General features: G+C 47.6%; 11 protein-coding genes. 4 read left to right on the top strand and 7 right to left on the bottom strand.

Features of this window, described 5'->3' with window-relative positions; all coding sequences use genetic code 11:
- The first annotated feature begins 361 nt into the window (after nt 1-361).
- On the top strand, nt 362-973 hold the full coding sequence (locus A8L45_RS13480; RefSeq protein WP_068903124.1) for a YitT family protein: 612 nt from the start codon (nt 362-364) through the stop codon (nt 971-973).
- A 95-nt stretch (nt 974-1068) separates the two neighbouring features.
- On the opposite strand, the gene glnB is transcribed toward A8L45_RS13480, so the two are convergent.
- Together glnB and purL are read right to left on the bottom strand one after the other, a co-directional pair.
- Entirely contained in the window at nt 1069-1407 is a 339-nt protein-coding gene (glnB, locus tag A8L45_RS13475; protein WP_068903122.1) for a nitrogen regulatory protein P-II, read from the bottom strand.
- 163 nt (nt 1408-1570) lie between these two features.
- Nucleotides 1571-5479: a phosphoribosylformylglycinamidine synthase gene (purL, locus tag A8L45_RS13470; RefSeq protein WP_068903120.1), complete on the bottom strand. Its 3909-nt coding sequence runs from the start codon at nt 5477-5479 to the stop codon at nt 1571-1573.
- A 345-nt stretch (nt 5480-5824) separates the two neighbouring features.
- On the opposite strand from purL, the gene mltF reads away from it, so the two are divergent.
- A complete protein-coding gene (gene mltF / locus A8L45_RS13465; protein ID WP_083228339.1) occupies nt 5825-7795 on the top strand; it encodes a membrane-bound lytic murein transglycosylase MltF in 1971 nt (656 codons plus the stop codon).
- A 400-nt stretch (nt 7796-8195) separates the two neighbouring features.
- Here mltF and tadA read toward each other — a convergent pair whose 3' ends face one another.
- Together tadA and A8L45_RS13455 are read right to left on the bottom strand one after the other, a co-directional pair.
- Entirely contained in the window at nt 8196-8717 is a 522-nt protein-coding gene (tadA, locus tag A8L45_RS13460; RefSeq protein ID WP_083228337.1) for a tRNA adenosine(34) deaminase TadA, read from the bottom strand.
- The gene (locus A8L45_RS13455) at nt 8718-9623 is read right to left on the bottom strand and encodes a LysR family transcriptional regulator (protein WP_068903118.1); all 906 of its coding nucleotides are present in this window, start codon (nt 9621-9623) and stop codon (nt 8718-8720) included.
- A gap of 183 nt (nt 9624-9806) precedes the next feature.
- Here A8L45_RS13455 and A8L45_RS13450 point away from each other — a divergent pair, with 183 nt between their 5' ends.
- The gene (locus tag A8L45_RS13450; RefSeq protein WP_068903116.1) at nt 9807-10937 is read left to right on the top strand and encodes an S-(hydroxymethyl)glutathione dehydrogenase/class III alcohol dehydrogenase; all 1131 of its coding nucleotides are present in this window, start codon (nt 9807-9809) and stop codon (nt 10935-10937) included.
- Nucleotides 10938-10992: 55 nt separating this feature from the next.
- Nucleotides 10993-11838, top strand: a complete 846-nt coding sequence (gene fghA / locus A8L45_RS13445; protein WP_068903114.1) for an S-formylglutathione hydrolase — start codon at nt 10993-10995, stop codon at nt 11836-11838.
- A gap of 55 nt (nt 11839-11893) precedes the next feature.
- On the opposite strand, the gene A8L45_RS13440 is transcribed toward fghA, so the two are convergent.
- From A8L45_RS13440 to guaB, 3 genes are all read right to left on the bottom strand, one after another.
- Nucleotides 11894-13450 (bottom strand): AbgT family transporter, encoded by a 1557-nt coding sequence (locus tag A8L45_RS13440; protein ID WP_068903112.1) that lies wholly within the window; start codon nt 13448-13450, stop codon nt 11894-11896.
- 715 nt (nt 13451-14165) lie between these two features.
- The gene (guaA, locus tag A8L45_RS13435) at nt 14166-15743 is read right to left on the bottom strand and encodes a glutamine-hydrolyzing GMP synthase (protein WP_068903110.1); all 1578 of its coding nucleotides are present in this window, start codon (nt 15741-15743) and stop codon (nt 14166-14168) included.
- Nucleotides 15744-15820: 77 nt separating this feature from the next.
- Nucleotides 15821-17287 (bottom strand): IMP dehydrogenase, encoded by a 1467-nt coding sequence (gene guaB, locus A8L45_RS13430; RefSeq protein ID WP_068903108.1) that lies wholly within the window; start codon nt 17285-17287, stop codon nt 15821-15823.
- Nucleotides 17288-17370 lie beyond the last annotated feature (83 nt).

Raw genomic sequence — 17370 nt, 5'->3', positions numbered from 1 at the left:
CAGTTTTCACGCCAACGCAAACGTTTACGTCACCCGTTTAATCGCGAAATGCATTCTACAAAATATGTTGGTGATCAGATAGCACAAATCTCCTGTTTGACTAATTTCAGTCAAATGCACATCAAAAAACCAAAAAAACCACCTGTCGTGTAACAAAGACACAACAAAGTGTAAATTAACGACTTTACGTTTTGTAAATATCAAATTACACAGAGGATGGTTCGTTCGCAAAAATGTAAAATTATCGATATTATTAGCGTCACTTCTCACTTTTTGGCAAAAACAACGATGTCCTTAAGTAAGGAGATATGTCATTTTCTTTCAGTTTGGACACTATTGAGCGTTTCAAGGAGTAATAAGGTTGAGTAGTAGCATTAAACACAGCTGGCAGGAAGATCTGGTTGCCATTCTCGCAGGTACTTTTATCGTCGCTCAGGGAGTCATGTTTTTAAAACAGGCGGGCCTATTATCTGGGGGCATTGCGGGACTTGCGCTTCTCGTCAACCAAGTGACTGATCTTTCATTCGGCACCTTATTCTTTGTTCTAAATTTGCCTTTTTATCTGATGGCATGGCAGCGGTTTGGCCGTCAGTTTGCAGTGCGCAGTTTAATTGCTGGTAGTCTGGTCTCAGTTTTTGCTGACATGATTGATAATCTTTTTGTCGTAAGTTGGCTTTCGCCTGTCTACAGCGCGATCATTGCAGGACTTCTGATCGGTGTTGGTATGTTGATAGTATTCCGTCACAATGCCAGTCTGGGTGGTTTTAATATCCTTGCTCTCTTCTGTCAGGACAAATTCGGTGTTAGAGCTGGAAATGTTCAGATGGCTATCGACTGTGCCATTTTGGTTGCCTCATTTTTTGTTGTCAGTCCGTGGCTTCTTTTCTGTTCTGTTGGCAGTGCCATTATTCTTAACCTGTTACTGACCATGAATCATAAACCTGAACGCTACCGGGTTGCACCTGCTCGCTGAGCAGCAGTTCATCAATACAGCTTCAAAAAATAACAGGTTTAGAGATAAAAAAAGAGCGCACTGGCGCTCTTTTTTGTTGTTACTCATTTGCACCACTAAATAGCGTTTTCGTCCTCTTCACCGGTACGAATCCGAACAACGCGCTCAATATCGGTGACGAATATCTTCCCGTCGCCAATTTTACCCGTTTGAGCAGTTTGCATAATAGTTTCAACGCATTGTTCAGCCACGTCTGACGCCACAACAATTTCCAGTTTCACTTTGGGTAAAAAGTCCACCATATACTCAGCGCCCCGATAGAGCTCGGTATGGCCTTTCTGACGACCAAAGCCCTTCACCTCCGAGACAGTCATCCCCGTGATACCTACTTCGGCCAGTGCCTCACGAACATCGTCGAGTTTGAACGGCTTTATGATGGCTTCAATCTTTTTCATTTCTTCATCCCTTTCGTTCAGGTCGGACACAATCTCCCGGTGCCACCTACTGTGATCTTATATTGTCATTGTAACCGCAACCTGACAAAAGCCCAGCTCCGGTGCTTCTTAAAAAAAGAAAACCGCTACAAGCGCAGCGGTTTTCATGTTTATAAGCAATGCGTTAGCCTATTTTAACCCGTGCATTTCGGAACATACGCATCCAAGCACTGTCCTCACCCCAGCTATCCGGGTGCCATGAATTGGCGACTGTACGGAACACGCGCTCTGGGTGCGGCATCATAATAGTGACACGACCATCAGGTGTCGTCAGGCCTGTGATACCGTTTGGTGAACCGTTAGGGTTCGCAGGGTAACTTTCGGTGACTTTACCAAAGTTATCACTGTATCTAAGTGCTATCGTGCCTGACTGCTCAAGACGCGCTAAATGATCAGCACCACTGACCTCGACCCGTCCTTCACCGTGAGAGACAGCTATTGGCATGGTTGACCCTGCCATTCCATCGAGGAACAAAGATGGGCTGGACTGTACTTCGACTAGGCTGAAACGCGCTTCAAAGCGCTCAGACTCATTTCGGACAAAGCGAGGCCAAAGCTCAGCACCGGGGATTAGGTCTTTCAGATTAGATAACATCTGACAGCCGTTGCAGACGCCAAGTGCAAAGGTATTGTCCCGGCCAAAGAAGCGTTCAAATTCGTCACGGGCCTGTGCATTGAACAGAATTGATTTTGCCCAACCTTCACCGGCTCCCAGCACATCGCCGTATGAAAATCCACCACAGGCAACCAGACCATGAAACTCTTCCAGTCCAACATTCCCTGACAGCACGTCACTCATGTGAACGTCTGTTGAATCAAACCCTGCACGGTCAAACGCGGCAGCCATCTCAACATGAGAGTTAACACCTTGCTCTCGAATGATAGCCATTTGAGGGCGAGCGCCCATGGCAATAAATGGCGCTGCGACATCCTGATGAACATCAAATGTCAGGTCGGCTTTTAAGCCCGGATCAGTCAGGTCAGCTTTGGCATCGAATTCTTGTTTGGCGCAAGACGGGTTATCACGCATCGCCTGCATCTGATACGTCGTTTCTGCCCAGATGCTGCGAAGTTCAGTCCGATTTTGCTCAATCACACACTCGTCACCGTTCCAAATACGAACAACATCTTCGTCCGATAAGGTACCGATAACGTGGCTGCATGTTTCAAGACCGTGAGAGGCCAGTGATGACAGTACCTGATCCAGATCGTCAGCTTTCACCTGAATCACTGCACCAAGCTCTTCATTGAACAAGGCTGCAAGACTGTCATGACACTCTCCGTCAGCAGACAGTGTATTGATATCAACCTCTACGCCAGTATGGCCTGCGAATGCCATCTCGGTCAGAGTGACATAAAGGCCACCGTCACCACGGTCATGATAAGCCAGCAACTTCTCTTCCCGCACCAGCCCTTGGACAGCATTGAAGAAACCCTTTAGTAAAGCTGGGTTATCAACGTCAGCAGGCTTATCTCCCAATTGCTTGTAGACCTGCGCCAGTGCGGTGGCACCAAGTCGGTTTTGTCCCTGTCCAAGATCAATAAGTACCAGAACAGAATCACCTTTATCAGTGCGAAGCTGTGGCGTGACGGTTTTACGAATATCTTCAACACGGCCAAACGCAGTAATAACCAGCGACAAAGGTGCCGTGTTTTCTTTGTCTTCACCATTTTCCTGCCAGCGGGTTTTCATCGACATAGAGTCTTTACCCACAGGAATGGTCAAGTCCAGTTCAGGGCAAAGCTCTTCACCGACAGCTTTTACTGCTTCATAAAGGCCAGCATCTTCACCCGGATGGCCTGCTGCTGCCATCCAGTTGGCAGAGAGTTTAATCCGGTTCAGATCTCCAATATCCGAACAAGCAATATTCGTCAGCGACTCGGCAACCGCCAGACGGGCAGAGGCTGCAAAATCTAGCAATGCTACCGGGGTGCGCTCGCCCATGGACATAGCCTCGCCATGATAGCTGTCATAACTTGCTGCAGTGACGGCACAGTTTGCCACTGGCACCTGCCATGGACCTACCATCTGGTCACGCGCAACAAGACCTGTCACTGAACGGTCACCAATGGTTACGAGGAAGGTTTTTTCAGCAACTGAAGGCAAACGAAGAACACGTTTGGTCGCCTCTTCAATATCGATACCTGTACGGTCAAGTGCAATACCCTCGACTTTCTTGCTCTCGACATCGCGGTGCATTTTAGGTGGTTTGCCAAGCAAAATATCCATCGGCATATCGATCGGCGTATTATCGAAGTGGCTGTCTTCCAGTGTCAGATGACGTTCTTCTGTTGCTTCACCCACCACGGCATATGGCGCACGCTCACGCTTGCAGATTGCATCAAATACATCCATATTCTCTGGCGCGACCGCCATGACATAACGTTCCTGCGACTCGTTACACCAGATCTCAAGTGGTGACATGCCCGGCTCATCGTTCGGTACGTTGCGTAGCTGGAATTTACCCCCGCGCTCGCCATCGTCTACCAGCTCAGGCAATGCATTGGAGATACCACCCGCGCCCACATCGTGGATAAAGGCTATCGGGTTTTCTTCGCCCATCTGCCAGCACCGGTCAATGACTTCCTGACAACGACGTTCCATTTCAGGGTTTTCACGCTGTACAGAGGCAAAGTCCAGATCTTCAGCAGACTGGCCTGACGCCATTGATGATGCAGCACCGCCACCGAGACCGATATTCATTGCAGGACCACCCAGCACAATCAGTTTCGCACCGACGGGGATCTCTCTCTTCTGCACATGCTCGTCACGGATGTTGCCCATACCACCAGCGATCATGATTGGCTTATGGTAACCACGGACTTCCTCACCATTGTGTGAAGTGACTTTTTCTTCATAGGTACGGAAATAGCCCAATAAGTTTGGACGGCCAAATTCGTTATTAAATGCTGCGCCACCCAGAGGGCCCTCAAGCATAATATCCAGTGCATTTACAATGCGCTCAGGCTTACCATAATTGGTTTCCCACGGTTGCTCAAAACCGGGGATGCGAAGGTTTGATACCGTAAAACCGACCAGACCTGCTTTAGGTTTTCCGCCAATGCCTGTTGCGCCTTCATCGCGGATCTCGCCGCCAGAGCCAGTTGATGCGCCCGGCCAAGGAGATATGGCTGTTGGGTGGTTGTGAGTTTCCACCTTCATCAGAATATGGGCATCTTCCTGATGGTAGTTATATTGACGTGATTCAGGGTCAGGGAAGAAACGGCCTACTTCAGAGCCCGTCATGACGGCGGCATTATCTTTGTATGCAGAAAGGACGTGAGAGCTGTTCTTCTCATAGGTATTTTGGATCATTTTGAACAGCGATTTGCCCTGCTCAATACCGTCGATTGTCCAATCAGCATTGAAGATTTTATGACGACAGTGCTCAGAGTTTGCCTGTGCAAACATCATCAGCTCGATATCATTTGGATTTCGGCCCAGGCGGGTAAAGCTCTCAACCAGATAGTCTATCTCGTCTTCCGCCAGCGCCAGTCCCAATTCAGTATTTGCAGCCACAAGTGCCTCGCGGCCACCCGATAGAATATCAACTGGCGTAAGGGGCGCAGGTGTCGCTTCTGTGAACAGTTGCTGGGCGTCAGTTAGTTCGAGGAATGTGCTTTCCATCATGCGGTCGTGAATCAGACCTTTTAACGCAGTTTCCTGTCCCGCATTGAGGGGCTGTTCAGACTCAATATAAAAAGCCGTACCGCGCTCAAGGCGTTTGATTTGTGATAGACCACAGTTGTGTGCAATATCTGTTGCTTTGGAAGACCAGGGAGAGATAGTGCCTGGACGCGGCGTCACAAGGTAAAGCGAGCCGGTTTGTTGATGTTCCTCAATGGTTGGTCCATAAGTCAGCAGTTGAGATAACATCTCATGCTCTTCATCACTCAGCGGTGAAGCTAAATCGGCAAAATGGACGTATTCTGCATAAATACCAGAAACAGGCAGACCGAGTTCCCGGCAGCTTTCCATCAGCTTATTAATTCGGAATTCGGACAAAGCGGGGGAACCACGCAAAATTTCCATGTGCGTACATCTCTCGTTAGCGGTTGATCAAAGGAATATTGGCCTGACCACCTGATTGCGGGCTATCCCGGAGCAGATCAGGTCACGTCAATACCACTTTTTTTACCGCATTCGCACCTTGCGGGCGCCATTATAGGGTAAAAGTCCAACTGAGGTAACACCTGCCGCAACCGTTTGCGTGATTTTTTTATCTTGCTATAAAAATGCGTGCTCTGTCATTGTAACGCACAGATCAGAGGGGTGAACTTTCCGCAGCCCTGCCGCTCTGGTATAAATGGGGAAACAAAATATAAGTGAGCAACCTTTTTGAAGACCAGATCTCTCAACCATTTTTTTCATACACTTATGTTTATTTCATTGATTGCTGTTTTGACTGGCTGTCAGTGGGATTATGATGATCGAACGCAGTTAGAAAAAATCCGGGACCGTGGTGTGCTGCGTGTTGGCACGCTTAATAATCAGCTTTCGTACTACATAGACCGCGACGGCCCTACCGGACTCGACTTTGAATTGGCGCAACGCTTTGCTGACAGTCTGGGACTTCAGCTCGAAATGCAACCTGCCTATACCCTCTCTGGTCTTTTTCCTGCCCTTGAACGAGGCGATGTCGATATTATTGCCGCTGGTCTGACCGTCACTCGGGATCGAATGGATGCGTTTCGTGCCGGCCCTGCCTACTACTTTGTCAGTCAGCAACTGGTCTATAAAAACGGTCACTGGCATCCGAGGAAAGTCAAAGATCTGACCAAAGAGGGGACCAGTATTGCTGTGGTCAACAGTTCTAGCCATGAACTCACGTTGGAAGACCTTCAGCAGACCTACCCCAATCTGGTCTGGGACAGTGTGACAGACACCGACGATGATGAATTGTTGAAAAAGGTGTCAGATGGCAGCGTCGATTTTACTATCGCGGACTCAGTCGATATCGCCTTGATCCAACGTACCCATCCAAACATAGCTGTTGCGCTTGAACTTTCAGAAGATGAACCCATTTCGTGGTTCATGAAAAAACAGACCGACGATAGCGTTTACGCATTGATGATCGAGTTTTTTGGCAAAATAAAGAAAAACGGTGAACTTGCGCAACTGGAAGAAAAATACTTTGGTCATGTTGGTAATTTCGACTTTGTCGATACCAGAGCCTTTCTAAGAGCAATTGAGAAGAAACTGCCAAAGTGGGAACCTCTGTTCAAGAAGTATGCTGCAGAGTTTGACTGGCGCCTGCTGGCTGCACTCTCTTATCAGGAATCTCATTGGAATCCTCGTGCTGTCTCACCAACAGGTGTTCGGGGGATGATGATGCTGACCAAGCCAACGGCAAAAGATGTTGGCGTGAAAAATCGTCTTGATCCTGAGCAGAGTATCCGCGGAGGGGCGACCTATCTGGCAAGAATGGTGCGCAGGATCCCGGACAGTGTTAATGAAAACGAGCGAATCTGGTTTGCTCTGGCATCTTACAATGTCGGCTTCGGGCACCTTATGGATGCAAGAAGACTGACCGCCAGTCAGGGAGCAAACCCTGACTCTTGGCGGGATGTGAAAAAGCGGCTTCCGATGCTCGCTGAGAGAAAATACTACAGCAAAACCCGTTACGGCTTTGCCCGTGGTTACGAGACGCTGAATTATGTCGAAAATATCCGCCGTTACTATCAGAGTATCAGTGGTTATGAACAGTCCCAGCTGGCAGAGGCTGAGCAACCCGTTTCTACAGGCGATCTTGCCGATCTCAAGACCATTAATGTAACACCTGAAGAGGCGTCATCATTACCTGAAGTTGCTGCAGCTGCGGCGGCTGCCAAAGTGAAAGGTGAGATTAAGCAGGCTGATACCAAACCGACAGTGAAAAAGGCAAGCGGCGCCTCAGATACGAAGAAAGTGGCTAAAGCTGATGTCGAGAAGCAGCCCAAAGCGCCGAAAAAAGACAAACCGACTGAAAAACCAAAGGCGACAGCAGTAACCAAAGACAAAGCGAGCACTGCGACGAAAACCACGGTCGTTAAAAAATCGCCCAAGGCCGAAAGTAAAGCCCCGACAAAAGCTGAAAAGACAACTAAACCAGAAGCACAACCTCAGAAACAGCAGCAGAATACTGGAGAGGTCGGTGATCAACTTAGCCAGTCTCTAGACATGGACGTTGAAGCCAACGGCAATTCAGAAGTGGCCCAAGCAGAGCCTGTTATTAAGAAAAGTGACCAGAAACCAACGGTCCGTAAGTCAACAGCTAAGGGAAGCAGTTACAGTTCTGCTCCTCCAAAATCACCACTGAAAAATCAACAAACGAAACAGAATAAAGCGCCACCGCTACCCGATAGGTGATTAATCACTCTGTCGAGCTTGGCATCACATTAGGGAGTACTGAAAAACGCAGTTCCCTCATTTTATAAAACGTTTTCGCTTAACCTTGTGACCTTCTGTTTATTGCCTTGATATAACGTCAGTACTGTCATGATTTAGTCACAGGCCATGAGTATAAAGTGAAAGAACGTTAACCATGCAGGAGCGCTTAGGCTCTCGCTTTGACAAATGGAACCCGAGCTATGTTCTCATCCCGAGGAAAGACCAGATCCAGTTTTAACCGAAGCTCGATGATGGCGGCAAATCGACGTAAGAGAATGCGCTCGAATATGCACAAAAAAGTCTTGTGGCGTCAGCGTACTTATTCTCTCAGAGAATTTGAAATGCTTGATAGTGGCTTCTAATCACACAACCATATTGGCTAAATATCACCGCTCTTAGCTTTCCTGGCCTGCTTTTCTGCTTTTTTTTCTGCCCGGCGTCGTTTGAAAAAAGCTTGTAGCTGATGACGACATTCCTCCTCAAGCAGGCCTCCCTCACTCTCAACATGGTGATTGACGCCATCATAGCTGAGTAGATTCATAGTACTTCCTGCCGCGCCTGTTTTGAGGTCTGGTGCGCCGAAATAAACCTTACCAATTCGGCTATGCACCATTGCACTGGCACACATAGGACAAGGTTCAAGCGTCACATAAAGTTCAGCATCAAGCAGACGATAATTGGACAATACTTTGCCCCCTTGGCGGAGAGCCATCATTTCTGCATGTGCAGTTGCATCATGCTGACCAATCAGACGGTTCCAACCCTCACCAATCACCTTGCCTTCATGTACAAGAACGGCTCCTACTGGAACTTCACCTTCGGCCTCTGCCTTTTCGGCCAGCGCCATTGCATGCCGCATAAAATGCTGTTTTTGTTCTATGTCCGTCACTCGGTTCACCATCTAACTTGAAACGGCATGGAGTATATCACTTCCAGATTCATTTAAACGCTGGGCGAAAAAGTCGACCAATGCCCTGACACGTCGTGGTTGCAATCGCCGGTGAGGAAACAATGCCCATATGCCCTCTTCATCATCCTGATAAGACTGTAAAACGTGAGTCAACTCGCCAGATTGTATTGCCGAATCCACATAGTAGTCAGGCAATTGAATGATACCGAGACTATTTTTCGCCGCATCACACAGTGCAAGACCACTGTTACAGCGAAGACTGCCAGAGACACGAATATTTCTCTCAGTTCCGTTTTCACGAAAACGCCAGTACTCTCTGTAGCCACAGAGACAATTATGTAGATCAAGCTCTGAGATTGTATGTGGTGTTCCCCGCTGAGCGAGATAATGAGGTGACGCACAAGTGATCAACCGGCGGGTTGCCAGCTTTTTTGCCACCATAGAGGAATCTGTCAATCGTCCGAGTCTGATAGCAATATCACACCCTGTCTCAACTAAATCCAGCGGCTTATTCGACAGGACAACTTCGATACTGACATCCGGGTATTGACGCATATACTCGACAACCATAGGCATCACCACCTGCTCTCCATAAGTCACTGGAGCTGTCATTTTGATAGATCCCGACGGTGTCTCCTTCAAATCGCTGAGCATAGTTTCAGCTTCCTTGAGGCCTTCAACCAACACCCTGCAGTGCTGATAATAAGCTCGCCCCTCAGGAGTAAGAGACACACTGCGAGTGGTCCGCATAAAGAGCCTTACATTGAGGCGCTCTTCCAGCAAACTAATTTGCCGACTGACGTGTGCTGTCGATGCGCCAACCCGTTCAGACGCTTTGGTAAAACTGCCTGCTTCAGCTACAGCGACAAATTCATTAACACCTTGCCATGTAACCATTATTACCTCTGAGTAAAAGTGAATTGACAATATAGGTAATTATCATCTTATGAGAAATAAATATACTTAAAAGATACAAACACACGCATATCATTCTGTGTCAAAAACGGAACAAAGCGGGTAATAATTTTAAGCTAGTGTGAACAAATATGTATCACCGTATCAATACAGCGAGCACAAATCATGACTGAACAGTTTATAAAATCCAAAGCTGCAATTGCATGGGAAGCGGGCAAGCCACTGAGCATCGAGGAAGTCGATGTTATGTTACCCAAAGCAGGAGAAGTGCTGGTAAGAATCGTTGCAACAGGGGTGTGTCATACTGATGCATTTACCTTATCTGGTGATGATCCCGAGGGTATTTTCCCCGCTATTCTCGGTCATGAAGGTGGCGGCATTGTTGAGCAGGTTGGCGAAGGCGTGACAAGTGTGTCTGTCGGTGATCATGTTATTCCTCTTTACACACCTGAGTGTGGTACCTGTAAGTTCTGCACATCAGGTAAAACCAACCTGTGTCAGCGCATACGTGAAACTCAGGGTAAAGGTCTGATGCCAGACGGCACCACCCGTTTCTACAAGGACGGTCAGCCTATTTACCACTACATGGGATGCTCAACGTTCTCTGAGTATACTGTTCTGCCTGAAATTTCACTGGCTAAAGTAAATAAAGACGCACCGTTGGAAGAAGTCTGTCTGCTGGGTTGCGGCGTCACAACCGGTATGGGTGCCGTATTAAAAACAGCTAAAGTAAAGGAGGGCGACACTGTTGCCATCTTCGGTTTAGGTGGTATCGGTCTGTCAGCCATCATTGGTGCCACCATGGCAGGTGCCAGCCGCATCATAGGTGTTGATCTTAACGAAAGTAAATTTGACCTAGCGAAAAAACTTGGCGCAACCGACTGCATCAACCCGAAAAACTTCGATAAGCCAATTCAGGATGTCATTGTTGAAATGACTGACGGTGGTGTTGATTTCTCCTTCGAGTGTATTGGTAATGTGAATGTCATGCGCTCTGCGCTCGAATGTTGTCACAAAGGCTGGGGGGAATCTGTGATCATTGGGGTTGCAGGAGCCGGTCAGGAGATCTCTACCCGCCCCTTCCAGCTAGTCACCGGACGTGTGTGGCGCGGCTCTGCGTTTGGTGGTGTAAAAGGCCGCTCCGAGCTGCCTGAGATTGTTGACCGCTATATGGCTGGTGAGTTTAAGCTGGATGATTTCATCACACACACCATGGAACTCGAAAACGTCAATGAAGCTTTTGACCTGATGCATGAAGGAAAAAGTATTCGTACTGTGATCCACTACAATGTATAAAACATAAATTTCGGGTGGGGGCAATCGCCCCCGCCAGACTTGAGAATAAAAAGTTATGAGTTTAGAAAGTACCAGCAGTAACCGTAGCTTTGGCGGTTGGCACAAACAGTACGTTCACACGTCCAGAACCTTACACTGCAACATGAGGTTCGCTATCTATCTTCCGCCGCAAGCCTCAGAAACCAATAAAGTCCCCGTTCTCTATTTCCTATCCGGTTTAACCTGCACCGACGAAAATGTCATGCAAAAATCAGGAGCACACAGGATTGCTGCTGAACTGGGTATTGCTATTGTTGCACCAGACACCAGTCCGCGTGGTGACAGCATTCCAGATGATCCGGAAGGCGCCTATGATTTTGGCATTGGCGCGGGCTTCTACCTTAATGCAACGGAAGCGCCATGGAATCGCTTCTACCACATGTATGACTACGTAGTAAAAGAATTGCCTGTTGTGGTGGAATCTCACTTCCCTGTGAGTCATGTAAAAGCGATTACTGGCCATAGCATGGGTGGACACGGCGCTCTGACCATTGCATTAAAAAACCCGGAAGCATATAAATCTGTATCCGCTTTCGCGCCCATTGCGAATCCAATGAATGTGCCTTGGGGACAAAAAGCCTTTACCAATTACCTTGGCGAAGACAAAAAAAGCTGGGAACAGTACGACAGTTGCGAATTGATTAAAAAGGCCGAAGGCCACCTCCCCATGCTTGTTGATCAGGGTGATGCAGACTCCTTCCTCGAGGAGCAGCTGAAACCTGAACGCTTGCAAGCGGCGGCGGAGATGGCTGGATATCCGGTGGAGATCCGTATGCAGCCAGGCTACGACCACAGCTACTACTTTATCTCCAGCTTTATCGAGGACCACTTGAGGTTCCATGCAAAGTATTTGCTGGACTAAGTGGAGACAAATAAAAAACCCGGCGTCGTTTGCCGGGTTTTTTATTTCTGACTTCCTAGAAACCCAATGGGATTTCAAAGGTAAAGAAGAAAATTAACAGGGTGGTCCAAACCGTCAGGAATGCAGCCGAGTATGGAACCATCATTGCAATCACATCACCAAAGCTCAGGTCTGGCTTATATTTGCGCATGAATGCAAGGATAACACCTGCATAGGTCATCATTGGTGTGATGATGTTAGTCGATGAATCCGCTACACGATAAGCTGCCGCAACCATGTCAGGCGTCATATCTGGATTAACCTGATACAGCATAGGAATGAAGATAGGCCCTAATAGCATCCACTTAGACGTCAAGCCACCAACAAACAGGTTGATCAATGCTGTTGTCAGAATGAAACCAATGATAAGTAATACAGGATAGTTTTCTAATCCCAGTGAGCTCAAGCCCGTGGCACCAAGATAAGTGACATACACACCCAGACCAGAGTAGCTCAGGACAGCAAGAAAGTTATTACTGAAGAAGGTCAGAACCAGAATATATCCCATGGTGTTCATCTGCTTCACCATAGCATTCACAACATCCTGCTTGGTTTTAAACTTGCCTGTTGCAAAGCCATAGAACAGGCCCGTTACAGCAAACACCATCGCAATCAGTAGGATCACATTATCAAGATATGGTGTCACTTCGCGACCAGCATCGTTGACATAAGTTGCCAGAGGGCCGACTGCCAGACCAACAATCGCCGCTGCGGATAACAGCAGACCAAGTCCTGCACTGCGTAGACCCTTACGCTCATTGTCCGTGACTTTGAACTCACCAACATCGAGATCTTCTGGCAGTTGATAAGACATCGCATCAAGACGTGGCGCAACAAAACGTTTGGTTACCCAAGCACCCAGTCCAGCCAACATAAAGGTCGAAACAAAGATAAACGTATAGTGCATGGTCGCTGGATTAAGAGGTTCACCTTGTGCATTAGTGAAAGGAACGCCCTGTGCCTCAGCAAAAATGCGTGCGTTCATACCAATGATCACGTCAATAGGTGTAGCGGGTAACAGGTTGGCACTAAACCCTGCAGATACACCTGCAAATGCCGCAGCCATACCTATCAGTGGGTTTTTACCCACGCCAGCGTAGAGCATCCCCGCCAGAGGGATAAGCACCAGATACCCCGCATCGGTCGCAATTGAGCTCATGATACCAAGGAAGACCAAAAGCATAGGTAACCAGCGTGCATTTAGGCGAAGACCAAGGCTCTTGATCACCGCACCCAAAAGACCTGAGTTTTCTGCAATGCCCACACCCAGCATGACAATCAAAATCACACCTAATACGCCGTGACCAAATGCCAGCCAGTTGGTCAAAATCGCGTTGCTGAACATCCAACGAACATTTTCCGTGTCCAGCATATTTTTCACACTGTGTGTGACTGCCTCTCCACTTGCACTGACAGTCTGAAATTCATGTCCGCCAATAAATGCTGTCAGTCCCAGAGCCACAACAAAAAGTGACATAAAAATAATGACGGGATCCGGGATTTTTTTTCCTACTTTTTCGATGAATGCAATCGCACCCCGATTCTTGGGTGCGGCATGGGTCATTTCACTCATAATCGTACTGCCCTCTCGATAGAGTTTACTGTCGTCCTTTCAACTGAAACTAGCAAAAGCAGGGGTTAGAGTAAAAGAGATAAAATCAAAAGTGTTAAGATTTATATATTTATAATAGATGATAAATTAGCATTTAAAACTATATATTAAATATATATCAAAATATAAAACCAATTAAATCTATCATTAAGAACTATTATGTTAAATTTATATTAATCTTTAAATTAAACTTAAATAAAAATAATGTTTTGCAAATTGTTTCAAATGATAAATATTTGCACTTTGCTGGGTGGGATTGTTAGCCTTTTGTGCCTCTTTGGTTTCTCTATATTTAAACCGATGTAACCTACCCTCGATGCCAAATTTTTACAGTTTATAAAAAATACGTAAGTGAATTTACTGACACTTAAACGGCTCACCGCTGCATTGATAACAGGAAGTGACAGACTGCCATGACGAGATATCAGGCAGAATCAGGGCGGTTGTATTTGCCTGATTATCTTTTTAAAAAAAACGGGGAAGAGGAAACCTTTACACGGGGAATGATGTTCAAAAAGACAGCCGAGAAAGCCACCTTGGTATGTAGGTAGTTTTGAAAGGAAACGGGCAGTAAAAACAATGGCTTTCACATACCCGATCTTCTAGCTATCCAGTTCGACTGCCTCAACAGTATTTCACGCTCAAATGGCAGCCGAACTTAAACAAATTGTGGGTTTTATTCCCACTCAATCGTTGCAGGTGGTTTACCCGAGATATCGTAAACCACACGGCTGATACCATCGATTTCATTGATGATGCGGTTGGATACCTTACCAAGGAAATCATATGGCAGGTGTGCCCAGTGCGCAGTCATGAAGTCGATAGTCTCAACAGCACGCAATGAAACAACCCAGTCGTACTTACGACCATCGCCCATTACACCGACAGAACGCACAGGGAGAAAGACAGTAAATGCCTGAGATACCTTGTTGTAAAGGTCTGCATTGTGCAACTCTTCGATGAAAATAGCATCAGCACGTCGGAGAAGATCACAGTACTCTTTCTTCACTTCACCCAGAACACGTACGCCCAGACCTGGTCCCGGGAACGGGTGACGATAAAGCATGTTGTAAGGCAGGCCTAACTCGAGGCCAATCTTACGTACTTCATCTTTAAACAGCTCTTTCAGCGGCTCAACCAGTCCCATTTCCATGTCGTCAGGCAGACCGCCAACGTTGTGGTGAGATTTGATCACATGCGCTTTGCCCGTTTTCGATGCAGCTGATTCAATGACGTCAGGATAGATGGTGCCCTGAGCCAGCCATTTAGCATTTTTCAGTTTCTTCGATTCTTCATCAAAGACATCAACAAAAACGTGACCAATTTTCTTACGCTTAGCTTCTGGGTCTGAAATACCCTCAAGCGCAGACAGGAAACGCTGTTCCGCATCAACGTGAACAATGTTCAGACCAAAGTGGTCACCAAACATATCCATAACCTGCTCGGCTTCGTTGAGTCGCAGAAGGCCGTTGTCGACAAAGACACAAGTCAGACGATCGCCGATTGCGCGGTGAATCAGCATCGCAACAACAGATGAGTCAACACCACCTGACAAGCCGAGGATCACTTCATCGTCACCCACTTGCTCTTTGATACGCTCAACCGCATCTTCAATGATTGATGCTGAAGTCCACAGTTTCTCACAACCACAGATATCAATGACGAAACGCTCCAGCATGCGCAGGCCCTGGCGAGTATGCGTCACTTCTGGGTGGAACTGCACGCCGTAAAAACGTTTCTCATCATTTGCCATTGCGGCAAATGGACAAGTATCTGTTGAAGCAACCGTATGGAAGTCAGCTGGGATCTCAACCACTTTGTCACCATGGCTCATCCACACGTCCAGCAAGGCTTTACCGTCATCAGCCAGAGCATCTTCAATACCTTCAAACAGACTACCCGGCTTATGAACAGTCACCTGCGCATAACCAAACTCACGCTCATCAGAACCTGATACTTTTCCGCCCAGCTGCTCTGACATGGTTTGCATGCCATAACAAACGCCCAATACTGGAACACCAGCAGTGAAAACGTATTCTGGCGCACGTGGCGAGTTGTCCTCAGTCACACTCTCAGGGCCACCAGAGAGAATAATACCGTTCGGATTAAAGTCACGGATATCCTGCTCGTCGACATCCCAGCTCCAGAGTTCACAATACACACCAATTTCCCGAATACGGCGGGCAATCAGTTGTGTGTACTGGGAGCCGAAGTCGAGGATTAGAATTCGTTGATCGTGAATATTTTTGGTCATTTCTGCAGTTCTCAATTAAGAATTGATGAAGAGGCGCATCAGATGCGCCCCTTTAAAATTAGGTGTCAGTAGGAGAGTTACTGACCCAGACGGTAGTTTGGTGCTTCTTTGGTGATAGTCACGTCGTGGGCGTGTGACTCGCTCATACCCGCACCAGTAATGCGAACAAACTCTGCTTTGGTTCTCAGTGCTTCGATGGTGTCAGATCCTGTCAGACCCATACAAGAGCGCAGTCCACCCATCTGCTGATGAACAATCTCTTTCAGGCGGCCTTTATAAGCAACGCGACCTTCGATACCTTCAGGAACAAGCTTGTCAGCAGCATTATCGCTTTGGAAGTAACGGTCAGATGAACCTTTAGACATGGCACCCAGTGAACCCATACCGCGGTATGATTTGTATGAACGGCCTTGATAAAGCTCAACTTCACCCGGCGATTCTTCCGTACCGGCAAACATTGAACCCACCATCACACATGATGCGCCAGCAGCAATTGCTTTCGCCATATCGCCAGAGAAGCGAATGCCGCCGTCAGCGATAACAGGAATATCGTATTCATTGGCAACCGCAGCAGCGTCAGATATCGCCGTGATTTGCGGAACGCCCACACCCGTCACGATACGCGTGGTACAGATAGAGCCTGGACCGATACCTACTTTTACTGCGTTTACGCCAGCTTCGATTAGTGCGCGGGCACCCTCTGCTGTTGCGACGTTACCGCCAATGATTTGCAGGTCAGGGAATGCCTCTCGGGTTTCACGTAGACGTTGCAGAACACCCTCAGAGTGGCCATGAGAAGAGTCAACCAGCAGGACGTCAACGCCAGCTTCAACCAGCGCTTTTACACGCTCTTCGTTACCTGCGCCAGCACCAATGGCTGCGCCGACACGTAAACGGCCTAACTCATCTTTACATGCATTAGGTTTGCGTTCTGCTTTCTGGAAGTCCTTTGCCGTGATCATGCCACTAAGATGATGATCCGCATTCACTACCAAGATTTTTTCTACCCGGTGTTTTTGCATCAGTTGCTGAACTTCTGCATGGCTTGCGCCTTCCTGAACGGTCGCCAAACGGTCTTTAGGTGTCATCACTTCCTCAACCGACTTGCTCAGGTCGGTAACAAAGCGAACATCACGGCCTGTGATAATACCGACGAGTTCATTAGCGGCTGTTACCACTGGGAAACCGGCGAAACCATGTTTATGTGTCAGTGATTTCACTTGTTCGATGGTTTGATCAGGGGTCACAGTCACAGGGTTAGAGACGACACCGGCCTCAAAGATCTTCACCAGACGAACTTGCTCAGCCTGTTGTTCAATCGACATATTTTTGTGAATAAAACCGATACCACCTTCCTGTGCCAGAGCAATAGCAAGACGCGCTTCTGTCACTGTATCCATAGAAGCAGACAGCATAGGAATATTAAGCGTGATGGTTTTTGTCAGACGCGTGCGAAGGTCAGCAGTGTTAGGCAAAACGGTGGAATGTGCAGGGACGAGCAGAACGTCGTCAAAGGTCAAAGCTTCTTTAGCTATTCGTAACATCGCAATATCTCACGCCAATTGATTGTTTAAGGGGACTAAAATATTGCCGCCGCATTATACTCATGGCGCAAACGTTTGGCTAT

Source organism: Veronia pacifica (genome assembly GCF_001707825.1).
In the GTDB taxonomy this organism is placed as follows: domain Bacteria; phylum Pseudomonadota; class Gammaproteobacteria; order Enterobacterales; family Vibrionaceae; genus Veronia; species Veronia pacifica.
Note: the sequence above shows the minus strand (reverse complement) of the source record. Positions and strands in the feature narration are given on the sequence as shown.